The organism is Actinoallomurus sp. NPDC052274 (assembly GCF_040679475.1).
GTDB lineage: Bacteria > Actinomycetota > Actinomycetes > Streptosporangiales > Streptosporangiaceae > Actinoallomurus > Actinoallomurus liliacearum.
The window spans coordinates 13323-30271 of sequence record NZ_JBFAUT010000015.1 but is presented as its reverse complement, the minus strand read 5'-3'; the positions used below and the strand labels follow the sequence as shown (position 1 = coordinate 30271).

18 protein-coding genes and 1 tRNA gene are annotated in these 16949 nt (G+C 69.7%); 10 read left to right on the top strand and 9 right to left on the bottom strand.

All coding sequences use genetic code 11. The features are described from left to right. Nucleotides 1-38 precede the first annotated feature (38 nt). From AB0K82_RS15275 to AB0K82_RS15260, 4 genes are all read left to right on the top strand, one after another. On the top strand, nucleotides 39-803 hold the full coding sequence (locus AB0K82_RS15275; RefSeq protein WP_364397117.1) for a fumarylacetoacetate hydrolase family protein: 765 nt from the start codon (nucleotides 39-41) through the stop codon (nucleotides 801-803). Beyond that, complete coding sequence (gene gltX, locus AB0K82_RS15270) at nucleotides 796-2229, top strand: glutamate--tRNA ligase (RefSeq protein ID WP_364397114.1); 1434 nt, start codon at nucleotides 796-798, stop codon at nucleotides 2227-2229. Before AB0K82_RS15275 ends, gltX begins: the two co-directional genes overlap by 8 nt. An 83-nt stretch (nucleotides 2230-2312) precedes the next feature. Beyond that, a complete protein-coding gene (locus tag AB0K82_RS15265) occupies nucleotides 2313-2696 on the top strand; it encodes a VOC family protein (RefSeq protein WP_364397111.1) in 384 nt (127 codons plus the stop codon). A gap of 13 nt (nucleotides 2697-2709) precedes the next feature. Continuing rightward, nucleotides 2710-3093 (top strand): VOC family protein, encoded by a 384-nt coding sequence (locus tag AB0K82_RS15260; protein WP_364397108.1) that lies wholly within the window; start codon nucleotides 2710-2712, stop codon nucleotides 3091-3093. A gap of 93 nt (nucleotides 3094-3186) precedes the next feature. Here the strand turns inward: AB0K82_RS15260 and AB0K82_RS15255 are convergent, their stop codons facing one another. Next, nucleotides 3187-4329 carry an MFS transporter gene (locus AB0K82_RS15255; RefSeq protein WP_364397106.1) on the bottom strand — a complete coding sequence of 381 codons (1143 nt, stop codon included), beginning with the start codon at nucleotides 4327-4329 and terminating at the stop codon, nucleotides 3187-3189. Between the two features lie 157 nt (nucleotides 4330-4486). Here AB0K82_RS15255 and AB0K82_RS15250 point away from each other — a divergent pair. Next, nucleotides 4487-4558: transfer RNA gene (locus AB0K82_RS15250), tRNA-Gln, on the top strand. Nucleotides 4559-4715: 157 nt separating this feature from the next. On the opposite strand, the gene AB0K82_RS15245 is transcribed toward AB0K82_RS15250, so the two are convergent. Then, nucleotides 4716-5318 carry a membrane-associated oxidoreductase gene (locus AB0K82_RS15245; RefSeq protein WP_364397103.1) on the bottom strand — a complete coding sequence of 201 codons (603 nt, stop codon included), beginning with the start codon at nucleotides 5316-5318 and terminating at the stop codon, nucleotides 4716-4718. Further along, nucleotides 5315-6190, bottom strand: coding sequence for a hypothetical protein (locus AB0K82_RS15240; RefSeq protein ID WP_364397100.1), 876 nt, complete (start codon nucleotides 6188-6190; stop codon nucleotides 5315-5317). The genes AB0K82_RS15245 and AB0K82_RS15240 overlap by 4 nt, the downstream gene beginning before the upstream one ends. A 402-nt stretch (nucleotides 6191-6592) precedes the next feature. Here AB0K82_RS15240 and AB0K82_RS15235 point away from each other — a divergent pair, with 402 nt between their 5' ends. Together AB0K82_RS15235 and AB0K82_RS15230 are read left to right on the top strand one after the other, a co-directional pair. Further along, entirely contained in the window at nucleotides 6593-7207 is a 615-nt protein-coding gene (locus tag AB0K82_RS15235) for a dihydrofolate reductase family protein (RefSeq protein WP_364397098.1), read from the top strand. A gap of 42 nt (nucleotides 7208-7249) precedes the next feature. Next, complete coding sequence (locus tag AB0K82_RS15230; RefSeq protein ID WP_364397095.1) at nucleotides 7250-7627, top strand: hypothetical protein; 378 nt, start codon at nucleotides 7250-7252, stop codon at nucleotides 7625-7627. A gap of 409 nt (nucleotides 7628-8036) precedes the next feature. Here AB0K82_RS15230 and AB0K82_RS15225 read toward each other — a convergent pair whose 3' ends face one another. Further along, entirely contained in the window at nucleotides 8037-8768 is a 732-nt protein-coding gene (locus AB0K82_RS15225) for an SDR family oxidoreductase (protein WP_364397092.1), read from the bottom strand. Between the two features lie 90 nt (nucleotides 8769-8858). Here AB0K82_RS15225 and AB0K82_RS15220 point away from each other — a divergent pair, with 90 nt between their 5' ends. Then, nucleotides 8859-9281 (top strand): MarR family transcriptional regulator, encoded by a 423-nt coding sequence (locus AB0K82_RS15220; RefSeq protein ID WP_364397089.1) that lies wholly within the window; start codon nucleotides 8859-8861, stop codon nucleotides 9279-9281. A gap of 111 nt (nucleotides 9282-9392) precedes the next feature. Here AB0K82_RS15220 and AB0K82_RS15215 read toward each other — a convergent pair whose 3' ends face one another. The 4 genes from AB0K82_RS15215 to AB0K82_RS15200 all read right to left on the bottom strand — a co-directional run bounded on the left by AB0K82_RS15215 (nucleotide 9393) and on the right by AB0K82_RS15200 (nucleotide 14877). Further along, the gene (locus AB0K82_RS15215) at nucleotides 9393-9551 is read right to left on the bottom strand and encodes a hypothetical protein (RefSeq protein WP_364397087.1); all 159 of its coding nucleotides are present in this window, start codon (nucleotides 9549-9551) and stop codon (nucleotides 9393-9395) included. A gap of 94 nt (nucleotides 9552-9645) precedes the next feature. Then, on the bottom strand, nucleotides 9646-12390 hold the full coding sequence (locus AB0K82_RS15210) for an alkaline phosphatase family protein (protein WP_364397084.1): 2745 nt from the start codon (nucleotides 12388-12390) through the stop codon (nucleotides 9646-9648). Nucleotides 12391-12393: 3 nt separating this feature from the next. Beyond that, on the bottom strand, nucleotides 12394-13749 hold the full coding sequence (locus tag AB0K82_RS15205; protein WP_364397081.1) for an ABC transporter permease: 1356 nt from the start codon (nucleotides 13747-13749) through the stop codon (nucleotides 12394-12396). Nucleotides 13750-13881: 132 nt separating this feature from the next. Continuing rightward, the gene (locus tag AB0K82_RS15200; RefSeq protein WP_364397078.1) at nucleotides 13882-14877 is read right to left on the bottom strand and encodes an ABC transporter ATP-binding protein; all 996 of its coding nucleotides are present in this window, start codon (nucleotides 14875-14877) and stop codon (nucleotides 13882-13884) included. Between the two features lie 204 nt (nucleotides 14878-15081). Here AB0K82_RS15200 and AB0K82_RS15195 point away from each other — a divergent pair, with 204 nt between their 5' ends. Then, on the top strand, nucleotides 15082-15492 hold the full coding sequence (locus AB0K82_RS15195; RefSeq protein WP_364397076.1) for a VOC family protein: 411 nt from the start codon (nucleotides 15082-15084) through the stop codon (nucleotides 15490-15492). Between the two features lie 22 nt (nucleotides 15493-15514). Here the strand turns inward: AB0K82_RS15195 and AB0K82_RS15190 are convergent, their stop codons facing one another. After that, nucleotides 15515-16348: a Rieske 2Fe-2S domain-containing protein gene (locus tag AB0K82_RS15190; RefSeq protein WP_364397073.1), complete on the bottom strand. Its 834-nt coding sequence runs from the start codon at nucleotides 16346-16348 to the stop codon at nucleotides 15515-15517. 186 nt (nucleotides 16349-16534) lie between these two features. On the opposite strand from AB0K82_RS15190, the gene AB0K82_RS15185 reads away from it, so the two are divergent. Then, a complete protein-coding gene (locus tag AB0K82_RS15185; protein ID WP_364397070.1) occupies nucleotides 16535-16771 on the top strand; it encodes a hypothetical protein in 237 nt (78 codons plus the stop codon). The last annotated feature ends 178 nt before the right edge of the window (nucleotides 16772-16949 follow it).

The window sequence follows — 16949 nt, the reverse complement described above, 5'->3', positions numbered from 1 at the left end:
GGGCGGTCGCACTGCCGTGGTGTCGATAGCCTCGTATCGTGCGTATCGCGAGGTTCACCAAAGACGGCGGCCTGTCCTTCGGCGTGGTCGAGGACGACGAGACCATCGCCACCATCGCCGCCCACCCGTTCGGTGAGATCCAGCTCACCGGGGAGCGCCAGCCCCTGGCCGACGTGCGGTTGACGGCGCCGATCCTGCCGAGCAAGGTCGTCGCGATCGGCAAGAACTACGCCGAGCACGCCCGTGAGATGGGCGGCGAACCGCCCGCCGAGCCGGTCATCTTCATGAAGCCGTCCACCGCGGTGATCGGCCACCGCGAGACGATCTCCTACCCGAGCCTGTCCGAGCGGGTCGACTACGAAGGCGAGCTCGCCGTCGTCATCGGCCGGCTCTGCCGCGACGTTCCCGCGTCGCGGGCCGCGGACGTCATCCTCGGCTACACCTGCGCCAACGACGTCACCGCGCGCGACCTGCAGCAGCGCGACGGGCAGTGGACGCGAGGGAAGGGCTTCGACACGTTCTGCCCGCTCGGCCCGTGGATCGAGACGGACCTCGACCCGTCGGACCTGGCCATCACCACCACGGTGAACGGCGAGACCAGGCAGTCGTCCCGCACCAAGCAACTGCTGCACGGCATCCCGGAGCTGATCGAGTACGTCAGCCAGGTCATGACCCTCCTGCCCGGCGACGTCATCCTCACCGGCACGCCCGAGGGCGTGGGGCCGCTGCGGGTCGACGACGAGGTGTCCGTGGCGATCGAGAACATCGGCACGCTCAGCAATACAGTGGTGTCCCGTGACTGACCCTTCTTCCCCGGAGCACGCCTCCGGCACCGTCAGAGTCCGGTTCGCGCCGTCGCCGACCGGCATGTTCCACGTCGGGGGAGCGCGTTCGGCGCTGCACAACTGGGTGTACGCCCGCCAGCACGGCGGCGCGCTCGTGCTGCGCATCGAGGACACCGACGCCTCCCGCAACCGCCCGGAGTGGACCGAGGGGATCATCCGCGCCCTCGCCTGGCTCGGCATCGACGAGGATCAGTACGAAGGGCCGTTCTTCCAGTCGGCCAACGCCGACGAGCACCGCGAGGCCGTCGAGCGGCTGCGCGCGGACGGCCGGGCGTACTTCTGCGACTGCACACGCGACGACGTGATCGCGCGGACCGGCGACTCGTACCGCGGCTACGACGGCCACTGCCGCGACCGCGGCCTCGAGCCCGGTCCCGGGCGGGCGCTGCGCTTCCGCACCCCGGACGAGGGCACGACCACGGTCGTCGACCTGATCCGCGGCAAGCCGACGTTCGAGAACGCCACGATCGAGGACTTCGTCATCGCCCGAGGCGACGGCTCGGTGCTGTTCATGCTCGCCAACGTCGTAGACGACAAGGTCCAGGGCATCACGCACGTCATCCGGGCCGAGGAGCACCTGTCCAACACGCCGAAGCAGCAGCTGCTGTGGGAGGCGCTCGGCGCGCAGCCGCCGATCTGGGCGCACGTGCCGGTCGTCGTGAACGAGAAGCGGCAGAAGCTCTCCAAGCGCCGGGACAAGGTCGCGCTGGAGGACTACCAGGCCGAGGGCTTCCTCGCCGAGGCCATGCGCAACTACCTCATGCTGCTGGGCTGGGCGCCGTCCGGCGACCGCGAGATCGTCCCGTGGAGCGTCGTCGAGGAGGAGTTCCGGCTGGAGGACGTCAACCCGTCGCCGGCCTTCTTCGATGTCAAGAAGCTCCGCGCGTTCAACGGCGAGTACATCCGTGAGCTGCCGGTCGAGGAGTTCACCGAGAGGTGCGCGCCGTGGCTCCGCGAGCCGTACGCCCCATGGTCGCCCGAGCAGTACGACCCGGCGGTGTTCGCCCGGCTCGCGCCGCTGGCCCAGACGCGCGTCGCGGTGCTGTCGGAGATCACGGCGATGGTCGACTTCGCGTTCCTCGACGAGCCGGTGATCGACGAGGCGTCCTGGAACAAGGCGATGAAGGAGCCCGCCGCGGACATCCTTCGGGGCGCCCTCGAGGCGTTCCAGGACGCGGAGTGGACGGCCGAGGAGCTCAAGGCGCGGGCCGAGGAGATCGGCGCCCGCCACGGCCTGAAGCTCGGCAAGGCGCAAGCCCCGATCCGCGTCGCCGTGACGGGCCGTACGGTCGGCCTGCCGCTGTTCGAGTCGCTTCAGATCATCGGCCGGGACCGCACGCTCGCCCGCGTACGGGCGGCACTCGACCGGCTCACGGCGGCATAGCCGGACTCCTCACCGGGCATGGACGGTCTCGCCACGACCGTCCACGCCCGGGGGCCCGGTCCCGGGCCCGATCGAGGAGTGCCATGAGCGACCGGCCCGAGTTGTCGTTGATCGGCTTCGTCCTGGACGCGCCCGACGCCCGTGAGCTCGCCGACTTCTACCGGCGGCTGCTGGGCTGGGAGACCGTGCACGACGATCCCGAGTGGGTCAAGCTGGCCCCGCCCGGCGGCGGCCCGAGCGTGTCCTTCCAGACCGCCAAGGAGTACGTCCCGCCGACCTGGCCGGCCGAGCCGGACCACCAGCAGATGATGGCCCACCTGGACATCCGGGTGCACGACCTGGGCGCCGCGGTCGCGTACGCGCTCGCGGAGGGCGCCGTCCTCGCGGAGCACCAACCGCAGGAGCGCGCCCTCGTCTGCCTCGACCCCGCCGGCCACCCGTTCTGCCTGGCCCTGCCCGGTTCCTGATCCGAGGAGTGCCATGAGCGACAGACCACGGCTGAAGCTGACCGGAGTCGTCCTGGACTCGCCCGACGCGCGGAAACTCGCCGACTTCTACCGGCGGCTGCTCGGCTGGGATGCCGTGGAGGACGAGCCCGAGTGGGTGGTGCTGGCCGCGCCCGACGGCGGGGCCGGCCTGTCCTTCCAGACGGACCAGGACTACGTGCCGCCGGCCTGGCCGGCCGGGCCGCACCACCAGCGGATGATGGCCCACCTGGACATCGAGGTCGACGACCTCGACGCCGCCGTCGCGCACGCACTCGCGGAAGGCGCCGTCCTGGCGAAGTACCAACCCCAGCAGCACGTACGCGTCTGCCTGGACCCGTCCGGCCACCCCTTCTGCCTGTACCTGCCCGGCGCCTAGGAGCCCTGCCGTCGCTTGTGCCCCAGATTTCGGTCGTCAGAACGACCGAAATCCTCGGCGTTGAGCGGCGCCCTGCCGCTGCGGCGGCGCTCATTAGTGGCGGGACGTGAGCGTGCGGGCCACCAGGGCGATCAACAGCGCGGGGACGATCAGGTAGGCCGTGCGCAGGCTGACCGTGTCCGAGAGCCGCGCGAGGAGGAAGGGCGCGCCGCCGATCGCCAGTCCGGAGGCCATGGCCGCGCGCGCCGCCGCCTTGTCCGGAGCGTGCGGCCAGGCGGCGACCGTACGGCTCACGGTGGTCGGGTAGAGCAGCGCGACGCCCAGCCCGGCGACGGCGAGCCCGGCGCCCGCCAGCGGCAGCGTCGGGGCACCCCAGAACAACGCGAACCCGGCCGCGGCGACGGCCGTGCAGCCGAGCAGCAGACTCCGGTGACCGCGCACCCGCCGGGTGATCGGAACGGCGAAGGAGCGGCCGGCGGCCATGCCGACCAGGAACAGCGCCCCGACCGCCGGGGCGAGGCCCGCCGACGCGTGGTGCCAGTCGCCCACCGCCGAGGCCGCCCAGAAGACCATGCAGAACTCCACGCTGACCGCGAGCAGGACCTCGATCCACGGCCCGATCAGCGCCGCTCCGGAGCCCGTCGGCGCGTCCTCCGAAGTGTCGGCCGCGTTCGGCATTGGTACGTTCCAGGACAGCGCTGCCACGATGGCCATCAGCACCAGCGGAGCCACCAGATAGCCGGCCCGCCAGCCGAGCCCGGCGGCCAGCGCGCCGGCAACCGCCAGCGGCGCCAGTACGGACGCGGCGCTCGCCAGCCCGTTGGCCTCGCCGACCGCGGCGGCCGGGGCATGCGGGTGCAGCGCGCCCAGCAGCGCGGGGATCAGCTGAATGAGCAGCGCTCCGCCGATCCCGAGGAGCAGCGCGCCGGCCATGGTCAACGGCCGTACGGGCGTGGCCAGCAGCAACCCGCCCGCGAGCATGCCGCCGATCGACACGCGGAGCGTCACCGCCCGGCCGAGACGGCCGACGATGGGACCGCCCACCAGGCCGATCAGGAGCAGCCCCGCCGCGAACAGCGTGGGGTAGAAGGCCACCTGCGCCCGGTCCACCCCGAGGTCCTTCTGCAGCGGCGCCAGCACCGCCCCCATCCCGTTGAGCAGGAAGCTCATACAGCTCAACACGGCGTACAGCACCCAGGTCGCGGTGTCGCGCGTCAACCCGCCCGTTCGATCCACATCGGAGATTATCCGCGCCGTACGCGCTCCGGCAGAAGGGGCATCTCGCCCCCGCCGGACCCGTCGCGGAGCCCACCGCGCCGGATCGCGTTCGCGAGCACCGCGAAGGTCCGCTAAACTTCCTGAGGCGCTGGAGATCGAAAGATCCGCAGGCCAGTGGGGTATGGTGTAATCGGCAGCACGACTGATTCTGGTTCAGTTAGTCTAGGTTCGAGTCCTGGTACCCCAGCAAGTACCTGAGCAAGGCGGGAGTCTCACAGAGACCCCGCCTTGATCGTTTTCTGGACGGCGGCTTCGGGAACGCATGGGGAACGCGAGCGTCGCCCAGTGACCGACGGCATCCGAAGCCTCTGCAAAGCCTCGCCAGACCTCTGCGTTGCGAGAGGTCACTGACGGCTGACGGCCCGGGTGATGCCGGCGACCACTGTCGTGGCCAGGATCCAGCCTGCCGCGATCAGTAGGTAGGCGAGCCACTGGTAGAGCCCGTGGGGGTTGAACGCCTTCTCCTGGCCGAAGTCGATGATCGGTAGGAGTAGGTCAAGCGTGTAGATCAGGGCGTTGAAGTCTGGTGCCTTGCCGGGTTCAATCGGCTGAGGCTGGTGGAGGCCGTAGACGACCGTTCCGGTGAGGAGGAGCGCTAGAAGCCAGGCCATGGCGCGTGTTGGTCTATAGCCGTAGCCGACCGTCACGTCTTGAACGGCGCCCCAGAGCTTGGCGTACCAGGACAGCGTTCTGCGGTGGCGGCGTTGCTTGGCCAGTTGCACGGCGCGGGCGCCGGCGTCGTCACCGACACGTCGGTATGCGGCGGAGAGTTGTTCGTAGGAGTGCGGCACGTAGCCGTCCTCGTCGCGCTCCAGCAGTTCCAGCCGCTCGTCGGCGGGAAGCTGTGGACTAAGCGAGCTAAAAGTAAGACCGTCGAGCTTGACGCTGGCAGGCCATGCGTCCGGAGTGGCGTGGATTAGGTCGAACTGTGAGCGACGCAGCCTCACTGAGCCCTCGATGGGTGCCGCGTTGTGCAGCCAGAGCTCGCCGATCGCGCAACCGCTAGCCCACAATGCCATCCCGTCGGGGTTGGACAGGCGAGCCTCGATGAGATCGAGGTGTCCGGGGATCTTCGCCCCCGCAGATTGACCGCGCCGCTGGTGCGGAGCCGCGAGGCGCTCAGGTTTGATCCGACCTTCAGATTCTCGGCGTCCAAGGCGGTACGGCCCGGCTCGCTCAGTTCGGCCTCGTCCAGGTTAACGGCCCCAGCGACGGTTGCTCCGGCCAACCTGACCGTTCCGTGCGCCACAAGGTGTGGCCCCGAGACGTCATCGTTGATGGTGGCGTGGTTGAGCTGCAGGATCGGTTTGCGTTCCAAGTCATCGGAACTCTCTCGGCCGAGGTGCGCATTGTCGAGGAAGAAAGCGCCAGAGATGTGCGCACCACCGAGCCGTACTTCCCCGGGGATGCGTGAACCGGTGATCCGGAGGACGCCGTCAACGCGGATGGTTGCGGCGTCTAGAGCGGGGAGGTAGCACTCGCTGAAGTTGAGCTGACGGACGGCCATGGCGTACAGGAGCGGAGCACGTTCGAAGTAGCAGCCCCAAAAGCGAAGGGCGTAGGGGACCGCCGCGAACCTCAGATCCAGCTGGCCGGAGATCCGTACGCCCGCCAGACGCAATGCCGCGACTTCCCCGTCAGCGGGGTGGCTGCTGAGGAGGAGCTTTCGGATCACCTCGGCGCGTACGGTCCGGTCGGGACCCCAAGAACGGCCTTTCTCGGCATTTTCGTCGCCGGCGGGAGGCGACGCGACGTCTCGGCCACGTGGAAACGCATTCCAAACATCCCGCTCGAAAGCTGTCAGGTCGGCGATCTTCATCGGCGTGACCCTCTCGCGATGACGGCTGTCATGTCAACGGACCGACAGTAGACGTGCGGGGCCTGAAGAGATCACGAGATGGAAGTCTCATGCCGGCGACTCCCGCGCTGCTCTCGTCGCGCTTCTGCGACTCAAAGGGAGTGTCCGTTCGTGGGAACAGATGGGGAACGATTAGTCGCCAAGACCCGGTAGTGGTCGGACAGTGTCGTGAGCGGTCAGCGCGCAGATGGCGATGAAAGCCTGGAGCGGATTCTGGTTCAGTTAGTCTAGGTTCGAGTGCCTCGCCGGATGTCTGTGGTGCGAGAGGTCACCGGCTTACCGTGCGGGTGATGCCGGCCGATGACTTCGGGGTGCTGCGCCGGTCTACCCATTGACACCATCCGACTCGAAGGGATCACTCCGATGGCAAAGGTCATCTCCACGCTGTTCATATCGGCCGATGGCGTGGCCGAGATCGACCCGGATTGGCACTTCCCGTACTTCGACGAGAACATGGGCCGCGCCGTCGGCGAGGACTATGACACCGCTGACGTGCTGCTCATCGGCCGCGAGACCTACGACAGCTTCGCCGGAGCCTGGCCCGACCGCGAGGCCGCGGGTGGGGATGACGCACCGTTCGCCAAGCAACTCGGGGACGTGCGCAAGGTGGTCGTCTCGCGCCAGGCACTGGAGTTCTCCTGGCGCAACTCCGAGCTGATCAAGGGTGATCTCATCGATGCCGTCACCTCGCTCAAGGCCGATGCCGGAATACGAGGCATCCTCGTCCCCGGGTCGATCTCCGTGGTGCAGCAACTGCTCGCCGCGGGGCTGATCGATGAGCTGCGCCTGCTCGTGCATCCGGTGGCGGCGCGTAAGGGGCGCAAGCTGTTCGACGACGGCGACGCGCCGTACCACCTGAGAGTGACGGCGACGGAGGCGTTTCCGTCGGGCGTGATCCGCGTGATCTACTCGCCGACTGTGGCGCCCACCAAGGTCGGCTACGACGAGGCCAAGGGCCAGGTACCCGGAGAGAAATAGCCGTCTTCGGCGAGTGTCGGCGGGTTCGGCGACGCTATGGGGATGCTGTTGCCGCTCACTCGGCACAAGGCCGAGCTCATCGAGGTCGTCCGGATCACGGACCCCGCGCGACACCTGGTGTCCGACGAGCTGACGGGCGACACCGTCGCCATCTGGGAGGGGGACGAGGTCCGGCAGGCTCTGGCGCTCGTGGCGGAGCTGCCGGGCAGTGAGCCCTATCGCTGCTTCCTCCCCGGCTGGGGGATCCGGGCACACGGTGCCACCGATCCGCTCTTCGAGATCGCCTTCTGTTTCCGCTGCCACGGCGCCCGCTTCTGGGGACCGGATCTTTCGTCCGAGCGGCGACGGCAGACCTTCGACGGAGGAAGCGTCACCGCCCTGGAACTCCTACGACGGTTCCGCTCCTGCCTGCCCGACTGAAGAAGGCAGGCGGTTGAAAGAGCCGGCCCGCCTCTCTTGGAGGCGGACCGGCTCGTTGTCTTCCACGCCGGAGCATGGGGTGGCGTCCTGAAGCCGGTGTAAATGAGAAACGGGCGTAGGTTCCAGCTTCGATACCTGCGAAGTTTCGAAGGAAGGGACCCACGCCCGTGTCCGCACGAGTATCACCGACCGACCGTGTCCGCGCGCGGGGCCCCGGCTCCTGCAGGACCTGCGCCACTCGCTCCTCGACCTGCCTCGCCAGCTCCGCCCCCAACACACCGTCCCACTCGACCCTGCCGATCACCAGACCATCACCGCGACCGCGTAACCAGCTTGCGGGCGGTCCGGTGATCGTGGCCAAGGTCTTCAGGATCGTGCGCCATCCAGCCCTGGCCCGGCGCCAAACTCGTTAGATCATGCCTCCGGCGGCGTTGATGGTCTGGCCGGTGATCCAGCGGGCGGCGTCGGAGGCCAGGAACGCGACGACGTCGGCGATGTCGGCTGGTTCGCCCAGGCGGCCCAGCGGTGTGCGGGCCTTGGCGTCGTCAATGACGTGCTGGGGCACGGTGGCGATGACGTCGGTACGGGTCAGGCCGGGCAGGACGCTGTTGACCGTGACGGACCTGGAGCCCACCTCCCAGGCCAGCGTACGGGCGAGCTGGTCACCGGCGGCCTTGCTGGCGGCAAGCAGCGCCATGCCGGGCAGCGGCGACACGGTCAGCGCGGAAGAGATCAAGATGATCCGGCCGTGGTCGCTGATCCGCTGCGCGGCCTCGCGCAGGGCGACGAACGTGGACCGCACGTTGGCGTGCAGGTACTGGTCGAAGTCGTCATCGGTGGCGCGGGCCAGCGGCCCAGCGGTCGCCGTGGCCGCGTTGTTCACCCACACATCCACCCGGCCGTACTGGCTCTCGGCCGCATCGAACAACTCCATGACCGCCTCGGGGCGGGTGATGTCAGCGCGGACCGCGGTGGCCTGCCCGCCCGCGTCCTTAATCTGGTCCACCGCCTGCGCGGCCGTCTCCTGGTCGCGGGAGCCGATGACGACGCGCATTCCCGCCGCGGCGAGCCGGTCGCTGATCGCCCGTCCGATACCGCGCGATCCGCCGGTGACGACCGCGACCCGATCCTCGATACGCATAACCCCTCAAATGGTCGATCCTGTGGATAGTCCACAGCATCGACTAGTTTGGTAGAGGGTGTCAACTGTCCAGGTAGTAGACTGTCTGCCATGGCCGCACCCGATGACGAACTCGTCGAGACGCTGATCGGCGTCTTCATGGAGATCGACGGCCTGTTCAGCACGGCGAGCCGCCGGCTGGGACTAACCCCCCAGCAGGCGCGACTGCTGTGCTTCGCCCAACATCTGCAGCCGTCCTTCGGCGAGCTCGCGACCCTGCTGCACTGCGACAAGACCAACATCACCGGCCTGGTCGACCGGCTTCAGCGACGCGGCCTGCTCACCCGCCAACCCGACCCCAACGATCGCCGGATCAACCGCGTCCACCTCACCCCCCAGGGCGAGGCGGTCACCGGCCAATTCCAGCAGGCCATCAACACCACCCTGACCACCCGCTTCAGCTCCTGGCCCAGCACCCAACGCGACGGCCTCGTCCACCTGCTCCAATCCGCCACAACAGCACTACGCCCCTGATCTCAGCGGCCACCTCCGACCCAAACACGCCACCAGCCCCCGCAAAGCCGATCACACCGAACCGCCACCGCACCGCGGAACCTCACCATGAAGCCGGAACCACCCCCCGATTTACACCGGACTCCGGACGCCACCGAGCATGATGGATGGGATCGGGTCAGTTGCCCTGAGCCGGAGGCGCTTGGCCTGCGCGTCGGCCTGCCCGGCCCGCTCCAGGGCGAAGTCCTCCGCGTCGTAGTCGCCGAGCGGCCGGTCCCGCTGGGCCGGCATGGATTGAAGGCAGGGCTGATCGGCAAGTGTTCGGGCTGATGGGCGGACGGCCCGCCGGGATCCCCGGCGGGCCGTCGTTCGAGTCGTGCTCAGGTCAGTCGGTGTCCGAGGAGGGGATGTACGCGCCGGGGACCTGGTCCGGGGCGTAGATCTTGGTCTCGCCCGGGTAGGGCTTGGTCCACCCGTGCGCCTCGTACCAGGAGAAGTGGTTCATCTGCTCGGGGTTGGCGGAGTCGGCCTTGGCGTTGGGCCCGGTGAACGGCTGCTTCGCCTTCCAGGCCTGCCACTTCGCCGCCACCGGCTGCTCGGCCGCCGGCACCTTCGCCGACGGTACGGCCGCGGCCTTCGGGTTCTGCGCCGCCGGGGTGTCCAGGCCACAGCTCGGCGGGGTCGACAGCCCCAGGGTCAGCGAGGTCCGGTTGGGCAGCGCGGTGAACGGCGTGTAGTCGGGCTTGTTGGTGAACGCCGCGCTCATCGGGGTCGCGGCGCTGTCCTTCTGGTTCATCGGGTGGATCCCGAGGATCTGCTCGATGGTCCGGATCATCGTGATCTGCGAGTAGTAGTGGCTGTCGACGGTGCCGTGCTGGGCCCAGGGGCTGATGATCTGGATCGGGGCCCGGTGGCCGTCGACGTGGTCGGTGCCGGCCTGGGAGTCGTCCTCGACCACGAAGATCGCGGAGTCCTTCCAGTACTTGCTGTGCGTGATCTCGTCGACGATCCGGCCGACGGCGAGGTCGTTGTCCGCGACCTGGGCGGGCCCGCTCGGCGGACCGCCGGTGTGGTCGCTGGAGAGCCAGAACATGTTCAGGTTGGCCGGCCCGTTCTGCTCGAAGTCACGCTTCCAGATCTCGTACCGGTAGATGTCCGGGACGCTGGTGTCGAACTTCGGGAAGCCGTGCACCGACACGTTGTTGAGCGACGGGATCGGCGACGTCGAGTCCAGGGGGTAGGCCGTGTCCTGGCCGGTCGTCGCCATGTTCTTGGTGTCGCAGTACAGGTTCTGCCAGGTCGCTCCGGACGGCTTGGTCAGGAACTGCTGGAACTCACCGAAGTCCCGTACGGTCTTGCCCGCAGCCTGCGCGCCGGTCCAGAGGAAACCGGTCCGCTGGTGGCCGAGGGCGTCGTCCTCGGTGTCGTAGCTGCGCGCGTACTCACCGGCCGAGGACTCGGTGTACTCCGGGTTGTCGGCCTGCATGAGCCAGTTGTGGCCCTCGGCGGAGTTCGTGCCGATGTCGTAGGTGTTGTCGTACAGCCCGAACTGCTTGGCCAGCGCGTGCTGGTTCGGCGTCACGTTCTCGCCGTACTGGGCCAGCGTCGGGTCGCCGTTGCCCTCCGGGATGTCACCGTAGACCTGGTCGTAGGTCCGGTTCTCCTTGACGAGCATGAAGACGTGCTTGATCGTCGAGGGGTCGCCGAGCCGCTGCGGGACGGCCACGGCGTGCGCGGAGTGGCCCTTGGCCACCTTGACGTCGTTCCTGCCCCAGCCGTTCTGCTCGAAGACCTTTCTCGTCTCCGACCGGATGACCTTGTCGCTCGGCAGCTTGAACCGCTGCAGGCTCGACGTGGTGTCGTGGGTGGCGTGCCCGGCGGCGGTGGTGGGACGGCGGGCGTCGATACCGCGGGTGTTGGAGACCAGCACGTCGTCGCCGACGGTGGTGATCTCCGCGGGGAAGTAGTCCGTCGGGAGCAGGCCGACGTAGCTGACCGGCTCCAGCGGCTTCCGGAACCGGTAGACGGCGACGGCGTTGGCGCGGCCGAGCGTCACCAGCAGGTGGCCGTCGCCCGTGAGCGTCACCGCGTCGGGCTCGTAGCCCACCGACGCCTCCGGCCACGGCTGGGTGGCGATGGTCTGGACGACCTTGTTCTTGGCCGTGTCGATGACGGACACGTTGTTGGTGGCGGTGTTGGTGACGAACAGCGCCCCGTTCTTGGCGTACAGGGCGGTCGGGTGCAGGCCGACGTCGATGCTCGTGGCGGCGGCGGCCGGGTTCGCCAGGTCGATGACGCTGACCGTGCCGGTGGTGGTGGCGCCGGTCGCCGGGTTGGCCGGCACCTGGGTGTTGTAGGAGTTGATCGTGGTCTCGCCGGGCTTCGCCGGGCGGCCGCCCTCGTTGCTGACGTAGAGCCTGCTGCCCACCAGCGCCAGGCCACGCGGGGCGTTGCCCACGGTCCAGCTCTGCTGGATCGCGCCGGTCGCCGCGTCGATGGCGACCACGCGGTTCTGGCCGTTGACGGCGGAGTACACGGTCTTGCCGTCGGCCGAGAACACCGCCTGTGCCACCAGCGCGTGCTTGGGCCCGTCCACCGGGATCTTGACGGACGTCGGGTTGGCGAGCGTGCCGTCCGGGTTCACGGTGAACCTGGTGTAGCCGTCGGTCTGGCCCAGCCACAGCTGCGAACCGTCGGGCGAGTACGTGGGGCCCTCCTGGCCCACGTCGTTGCCGCTGATCTTCAGATCGGCGGCCTTGTTGTTGCCGACGAGCTGCTGCACCTTCCAGTTCTTCAGGTCCAGGATGGCGAGCGCCATCCCACCGTCGGTGACCGCGGCCGCGACGTGGGTGCCGTCCGGGCTGACCGAGGATGACATGATCTTGCCGTTGTTGATGACGAGGCGCTCGCCGATCGGGTCGATGTACTGGTCGCTGGACACGACCAGGCCCTTCTTGGTGGTCTGGCCGACCTGATCGGTGCCGAACATCTTGGTGGAGGCGTACGAGACGCCTCCGCCGGCGATGGCGAGAGCCGCGGTGCCGGCCGCCACGACGCGGATCCGGTGGGTTGTGCGTTTTTCGAAGAACCCGATGCGGGACTTCTTGACGCGCTGGCGGGTCACGTGCATGAATCAATCCTTCGAAGCGCTTGCGAGCAGGTCGACGTTCCCGTCGAACTGCCACAGAGGGTTAGGTGCGTCCCCGGTGGGGGTGCGCACCTGGAAGTAGCCGTTCACCTCCTTGGGGCCGTCTCCGTCGGCGACGTACCGCCCGTCCGCGGTGACGTCGAGTTGGTAGATGGCGCTGCCCACGGCGGTCGCGCCGGGAAGGTGCCAGGACACGACACATCGCCAGTCGTTGCCCGGACCCTGGTCGAGGACCCGGTCGCCACCCTTGTCGCAGGACGCGGTGGCCCCCAGTTGCGCCTCGGTGACGTCCGGGCGATGGAACTCCCGGGTCTGCACTCGGTAGAGGTGGGCGTACGCGGTGGCGAGCGAGTTCTGCACCTTGGCCTGCTCGATCCCGGAGCCCGTGGCCGAGGTCGCGCCGGTGAGCACGACGAAGGTGAGGGCGACCAGGCCGGCCAGCGGCAGCGCCCCCGCCAGGAGGACGCGACGGCCCGACCCGTCGTACGTCAGGTCGGTGAAGTCGCGGCGCAGGAACAGGCGGTACGCCAGCGCGGTGGCGACGACCGCCCATGCCAGGCTCACCGCGAGACCGACGAGGAGAGGGCCCATCTGCACCGGGCTGGTGAAGAGCCCGCGCCAAGCGAAGAAGGCGTGGCTCGGCAGGGCCAGCCGTACGGCCACCGGCAGCGGGAGCAACTGCGCGAGCTGCAGCGCGAAGGCGAGGAGCGCGGGCATCAGCAGCCCCATCGTGGAGCGGCCCAGCGCGACCGAGCCGAGGAGGCCGATCGCCGCGAACGCCAGCGTCGGTGCCAGCACGCAGGCCCACGCGAGCAGGACCGTACCGGCCGCGTCCCCCGGGGCGAGGAGATGGCCGTCCAGGCCGACGAGCGGTCGGTTGCCGACCGCTGCCAGGCCGCCGGCGATGCTCGACCCGGCCAGCCCCACCACCAGCAGCAGGAGCACGGTGAGGCTGGCGAGACCCTTCGCCACGAAGATCCGCTTCGGCGAGCGGACGGCCACGAGGAGGTGACGCCAGGTGCCCAGCCGGTCCTCGGCCGCGAAGACGTCGCCCGCGACCAGCGCGGTCAGCAGCGGGAGCGCCCAGCTCCGCGAGAAGTCCAGCACGACGAGCGACCCCGCCCAGCCGGTCGCGTGCATCCAGCGGCCGAAGACCGTGTCGGCGGGCAGCGTGCTCTGCAGACTGACCGCGGCCACGAAGCCCGCGGGGGCGATCCAGCAGGCGAGCAGCAGGACGCGGATCCGCCACTGGGAGAGCAGCTTCACCAGCTCGAACCGGTAGCCCCGCAGCACCGGCGCCGGCCGGGCCTCGACCGGTCGTGACATGACGGTCGCGGTCACGGGGCCTCCTTCGTCGGCGGAGTGACCAAGGTGCTGTGCTTGCCGGTTCCCTCGCTCCGCTCGGTCACGGGGCCTCCTTCGTCGGCGGGGTGACCAGGGTGCTGTGCTTGCCGGTTCCCTCGCTCCGCTCGGTCACGGGGCCTCCTCCTCGTCGTCGGTCTGGTCGGCCCCGGTCAGGGTCAGGAACGCGGCCTCGAGCGGCGACACCACGGGAGCCAGCTCGCGTACCGCCACGTCGGCCCGTACGAGCCGCACCACCAGTTCCTCGATGGCCGGCACCGGTCCGCGGACCACCAGTACGTCGGCGTCCGGCGGCTGGACGCCGCCGCGGCCGGGCGGTACGCCGAGCCCCGGCGTCTCCAGCGCCACCCGGTGCGCGGCCGCCGCGTCGGAGGTGACCAGCCGGTAGTCGAGTTCGCCGCTCTCGGCGGCGAGCTTGCTCACCGGCCCGGAGAAGACGACCCGCCCGGTGGCGAGGACGGTGACCTCGGAGCACAGCGCGGCGAGGTCGTCCATTCGGTGGCTGGAGAGGACCACGGCGGTCCCGCCCGCGGCGAGCCCGGTGATGACGCGGTGCACGTGGTGCTTGCCGGCGGGGTCCAGACCGTTGGCCGGCTCATCGAGCACGAGCAGCCGCGGTCTGGTGAGCAGCGCGGCGGCCAGCCCGAGCCGCTGGCGCATGCCGAGCGAGAATCCCCGGATCCGGTCGTCGGCGACGTCGGTGAGTCCGACCTGCTCCAGTGCCTCATCGACGCCGCCGGCGCGACCGGCGTCGTACCCGCGTAGTGCGGCCAGGGCCGAGAGGTTCTGCCGCGCGGTGAGCGACGGGTAGAGCCCGGGCCCGTCCACGAAGCCCGCGACGCCGTCGGGGACGGCGAGCGTCCGGCCGACCGGCGTGCCGAGGATCTCGAGGCGACCGCTGTCCGGAATCGCCAGGCCCAGCAGCAGGCCGAGGAGCGTCGTCTTGCCCGCGCCGTTCGGGCCGACCAGCCCGTGGACCTGCCCGCTCGCCACATCCAGGTCGACACCGTCGAGTGCGACCACGTCACCGAAGGTCTTCTTGATCCCGCTACCCCGGACGGCCGGGTTGATGTCCATGGCGGTCGCCTCCCGCTTGATCTTCGGCAAGAGGAAGCTAGAGATCAAGGTTTGACTTGGAGCGGCGAACAGTCGAACTTTGGGCGAACGACGTCAAATAAGGTGATAGGCCGCAACTTGGCGATCACGCGGTCGTACGGATCAATACGTCGAATACGGCGCGCGATGGCAGGCCGACCAACCGATCAGGAATCAAGAAGCGTCGGCCGGTGCGCCACGCCTAGCGTCATGGGCATGGACATCACCATTCTCTGGACCTTCCTGCCGCACGACGACCCCGAGGCATCCCTGGCCTTCTACCGCGACACCCTCGGCTTCGAGGTTCGCAACGACGTGGGAAACGGCAAGATGCGCTGGATCACGGTCGGCCCCGCCGACCAGCCCGGCACGTCCATCGTGCTGCACCCGGCGGCCGCCGAGCCCGGTATCACCGAGGACGAGCGCCGCACCATCACCGAGATGATGGCCAAGGGCACCTACGGCCGCATCGTCCTGGGCACCGCCGACCTCGACGACACCTTCAAGCGGCTGCAGGCCGGCGGCGCCGAGGTCGTCCAGGAGCCGACCGAGCAGCCGTGGGGGCTTCGCGACTGTGCGTTCCGCGACCCCGCGGGCAACATGGTCCGCTTCAACGAGCTGGGCTGACCCGCCTCGGCCGCGTAGCGCCTCAGCCGGCGTTCGGCAGGCGGACCCGCAGCACGCCGTCGCGTACGTCGGTCTCGAACACCGGCTGCGGCGCGGTGGCGGGTCCGTGCGCGACGGCCCCGTCCGACAGCCGGAAGACGCTGCCGTGCCAGGGGCAGGTGACGCACCCGTCGGCGACCTCGCCGTCCGAGAGCGGCCCCGACAGGTGGCTGCACCGGTCGGCGAGGACGTCGGCGTCGTCGCCGCGCCGGACGATCAGGAGCGGCACCTCGCCGAGCATTCTGCGGGCGGGCCGCCCGTCGGGGAGGTCGGCGATCGGGCCGAGGGCGTGCCAGCCGGGTTCGACCAGATGCGGCACCTCCTCCGCGTGGTTCACGCCGCCGGCCTGGCGGAAGGAGATGTGCCCGCCGAGCAGCGCACCGAGGCTCGCGGCGGTCAGACCGGCGTAGCGCAGGGCCCTGCTCCTGCCGTCGGCGCGCGTCGCCAGGGACGCGCCGTACAGGCCGATGGCCACGATGTTGGTCACCGCGTGGACGACTCCGACCCGCATCTGCTGCTCGTGCTGCTCGGCCCAGTCGGTGAGGCCGGCGAGCACGGCGGGCGCCGAGGCCAGCAGCCCGAACCCCGCGAGCCGGCGGGCGGCGCGGTCGTACCCCGGCCGCAGGTCGAGCACGCCGGCGGACAGCCAGGCGCCGACGGACGCCTGGACGAGCATCGGGTGCACGGGGTGGCCCGTCCACGTGCCGTGCAGGATGTCGCGGAACGCTCTCGGCCGCAGCCGTCGTACGGCCTTCTGACCCGGGGCCACGGCGCGATCGAGGACCTCGGCGTTCTCCAGCCTGCTGAGTATGCCCATGGGCAGGCAGGCTTCCCCGGATATCGCGATCGAACCGTCCGCCGAAGCCGCGCGCATCGGACACCTGGAGTCGTGATTCGGTCACGTGTCGGCGCGTTTCCGTTGTCGCTCGCGAGTATCGCGGTACCGATGGCCTCGATGGTCCCGGTGATCGGGCCATCGAGGATCGCGACTCAGGGGGGATCAGTGATCAGAAAGCTCACCGCGACGGGAGTGGTCGCGGCGGCGGCCGCGGGATTCATGCTGCTCGGTGGCGCCGCGCAGGCCGATCAGCACTCCGCCGGCCAGACGAACCAGCGGCCGACCGCGTACTCGGCGCACCACTCGGGCTGGACGCCGAGGCGTCACCGGCACCACTGGCACGGCTGGGGCTGGTGGCGCCACCGGAACCACCGTGGGCACCGATTCCACGTCCAGCACTAGGCCGGAGCCCAGCGAGGGTCGCCGTGGCCCGCCCGTCCCATGACGGGCGGGCCACGGCGCTGTCGGGGGCGTGGTGCGGTGGGGAGAGGTCTTCGCGGCGACCGACCGGCGACCGACCGGCGACCGACCGGCGACCGACCGGCGACCGACCGGCGACCGATCCGACGCGGGCGAGGCG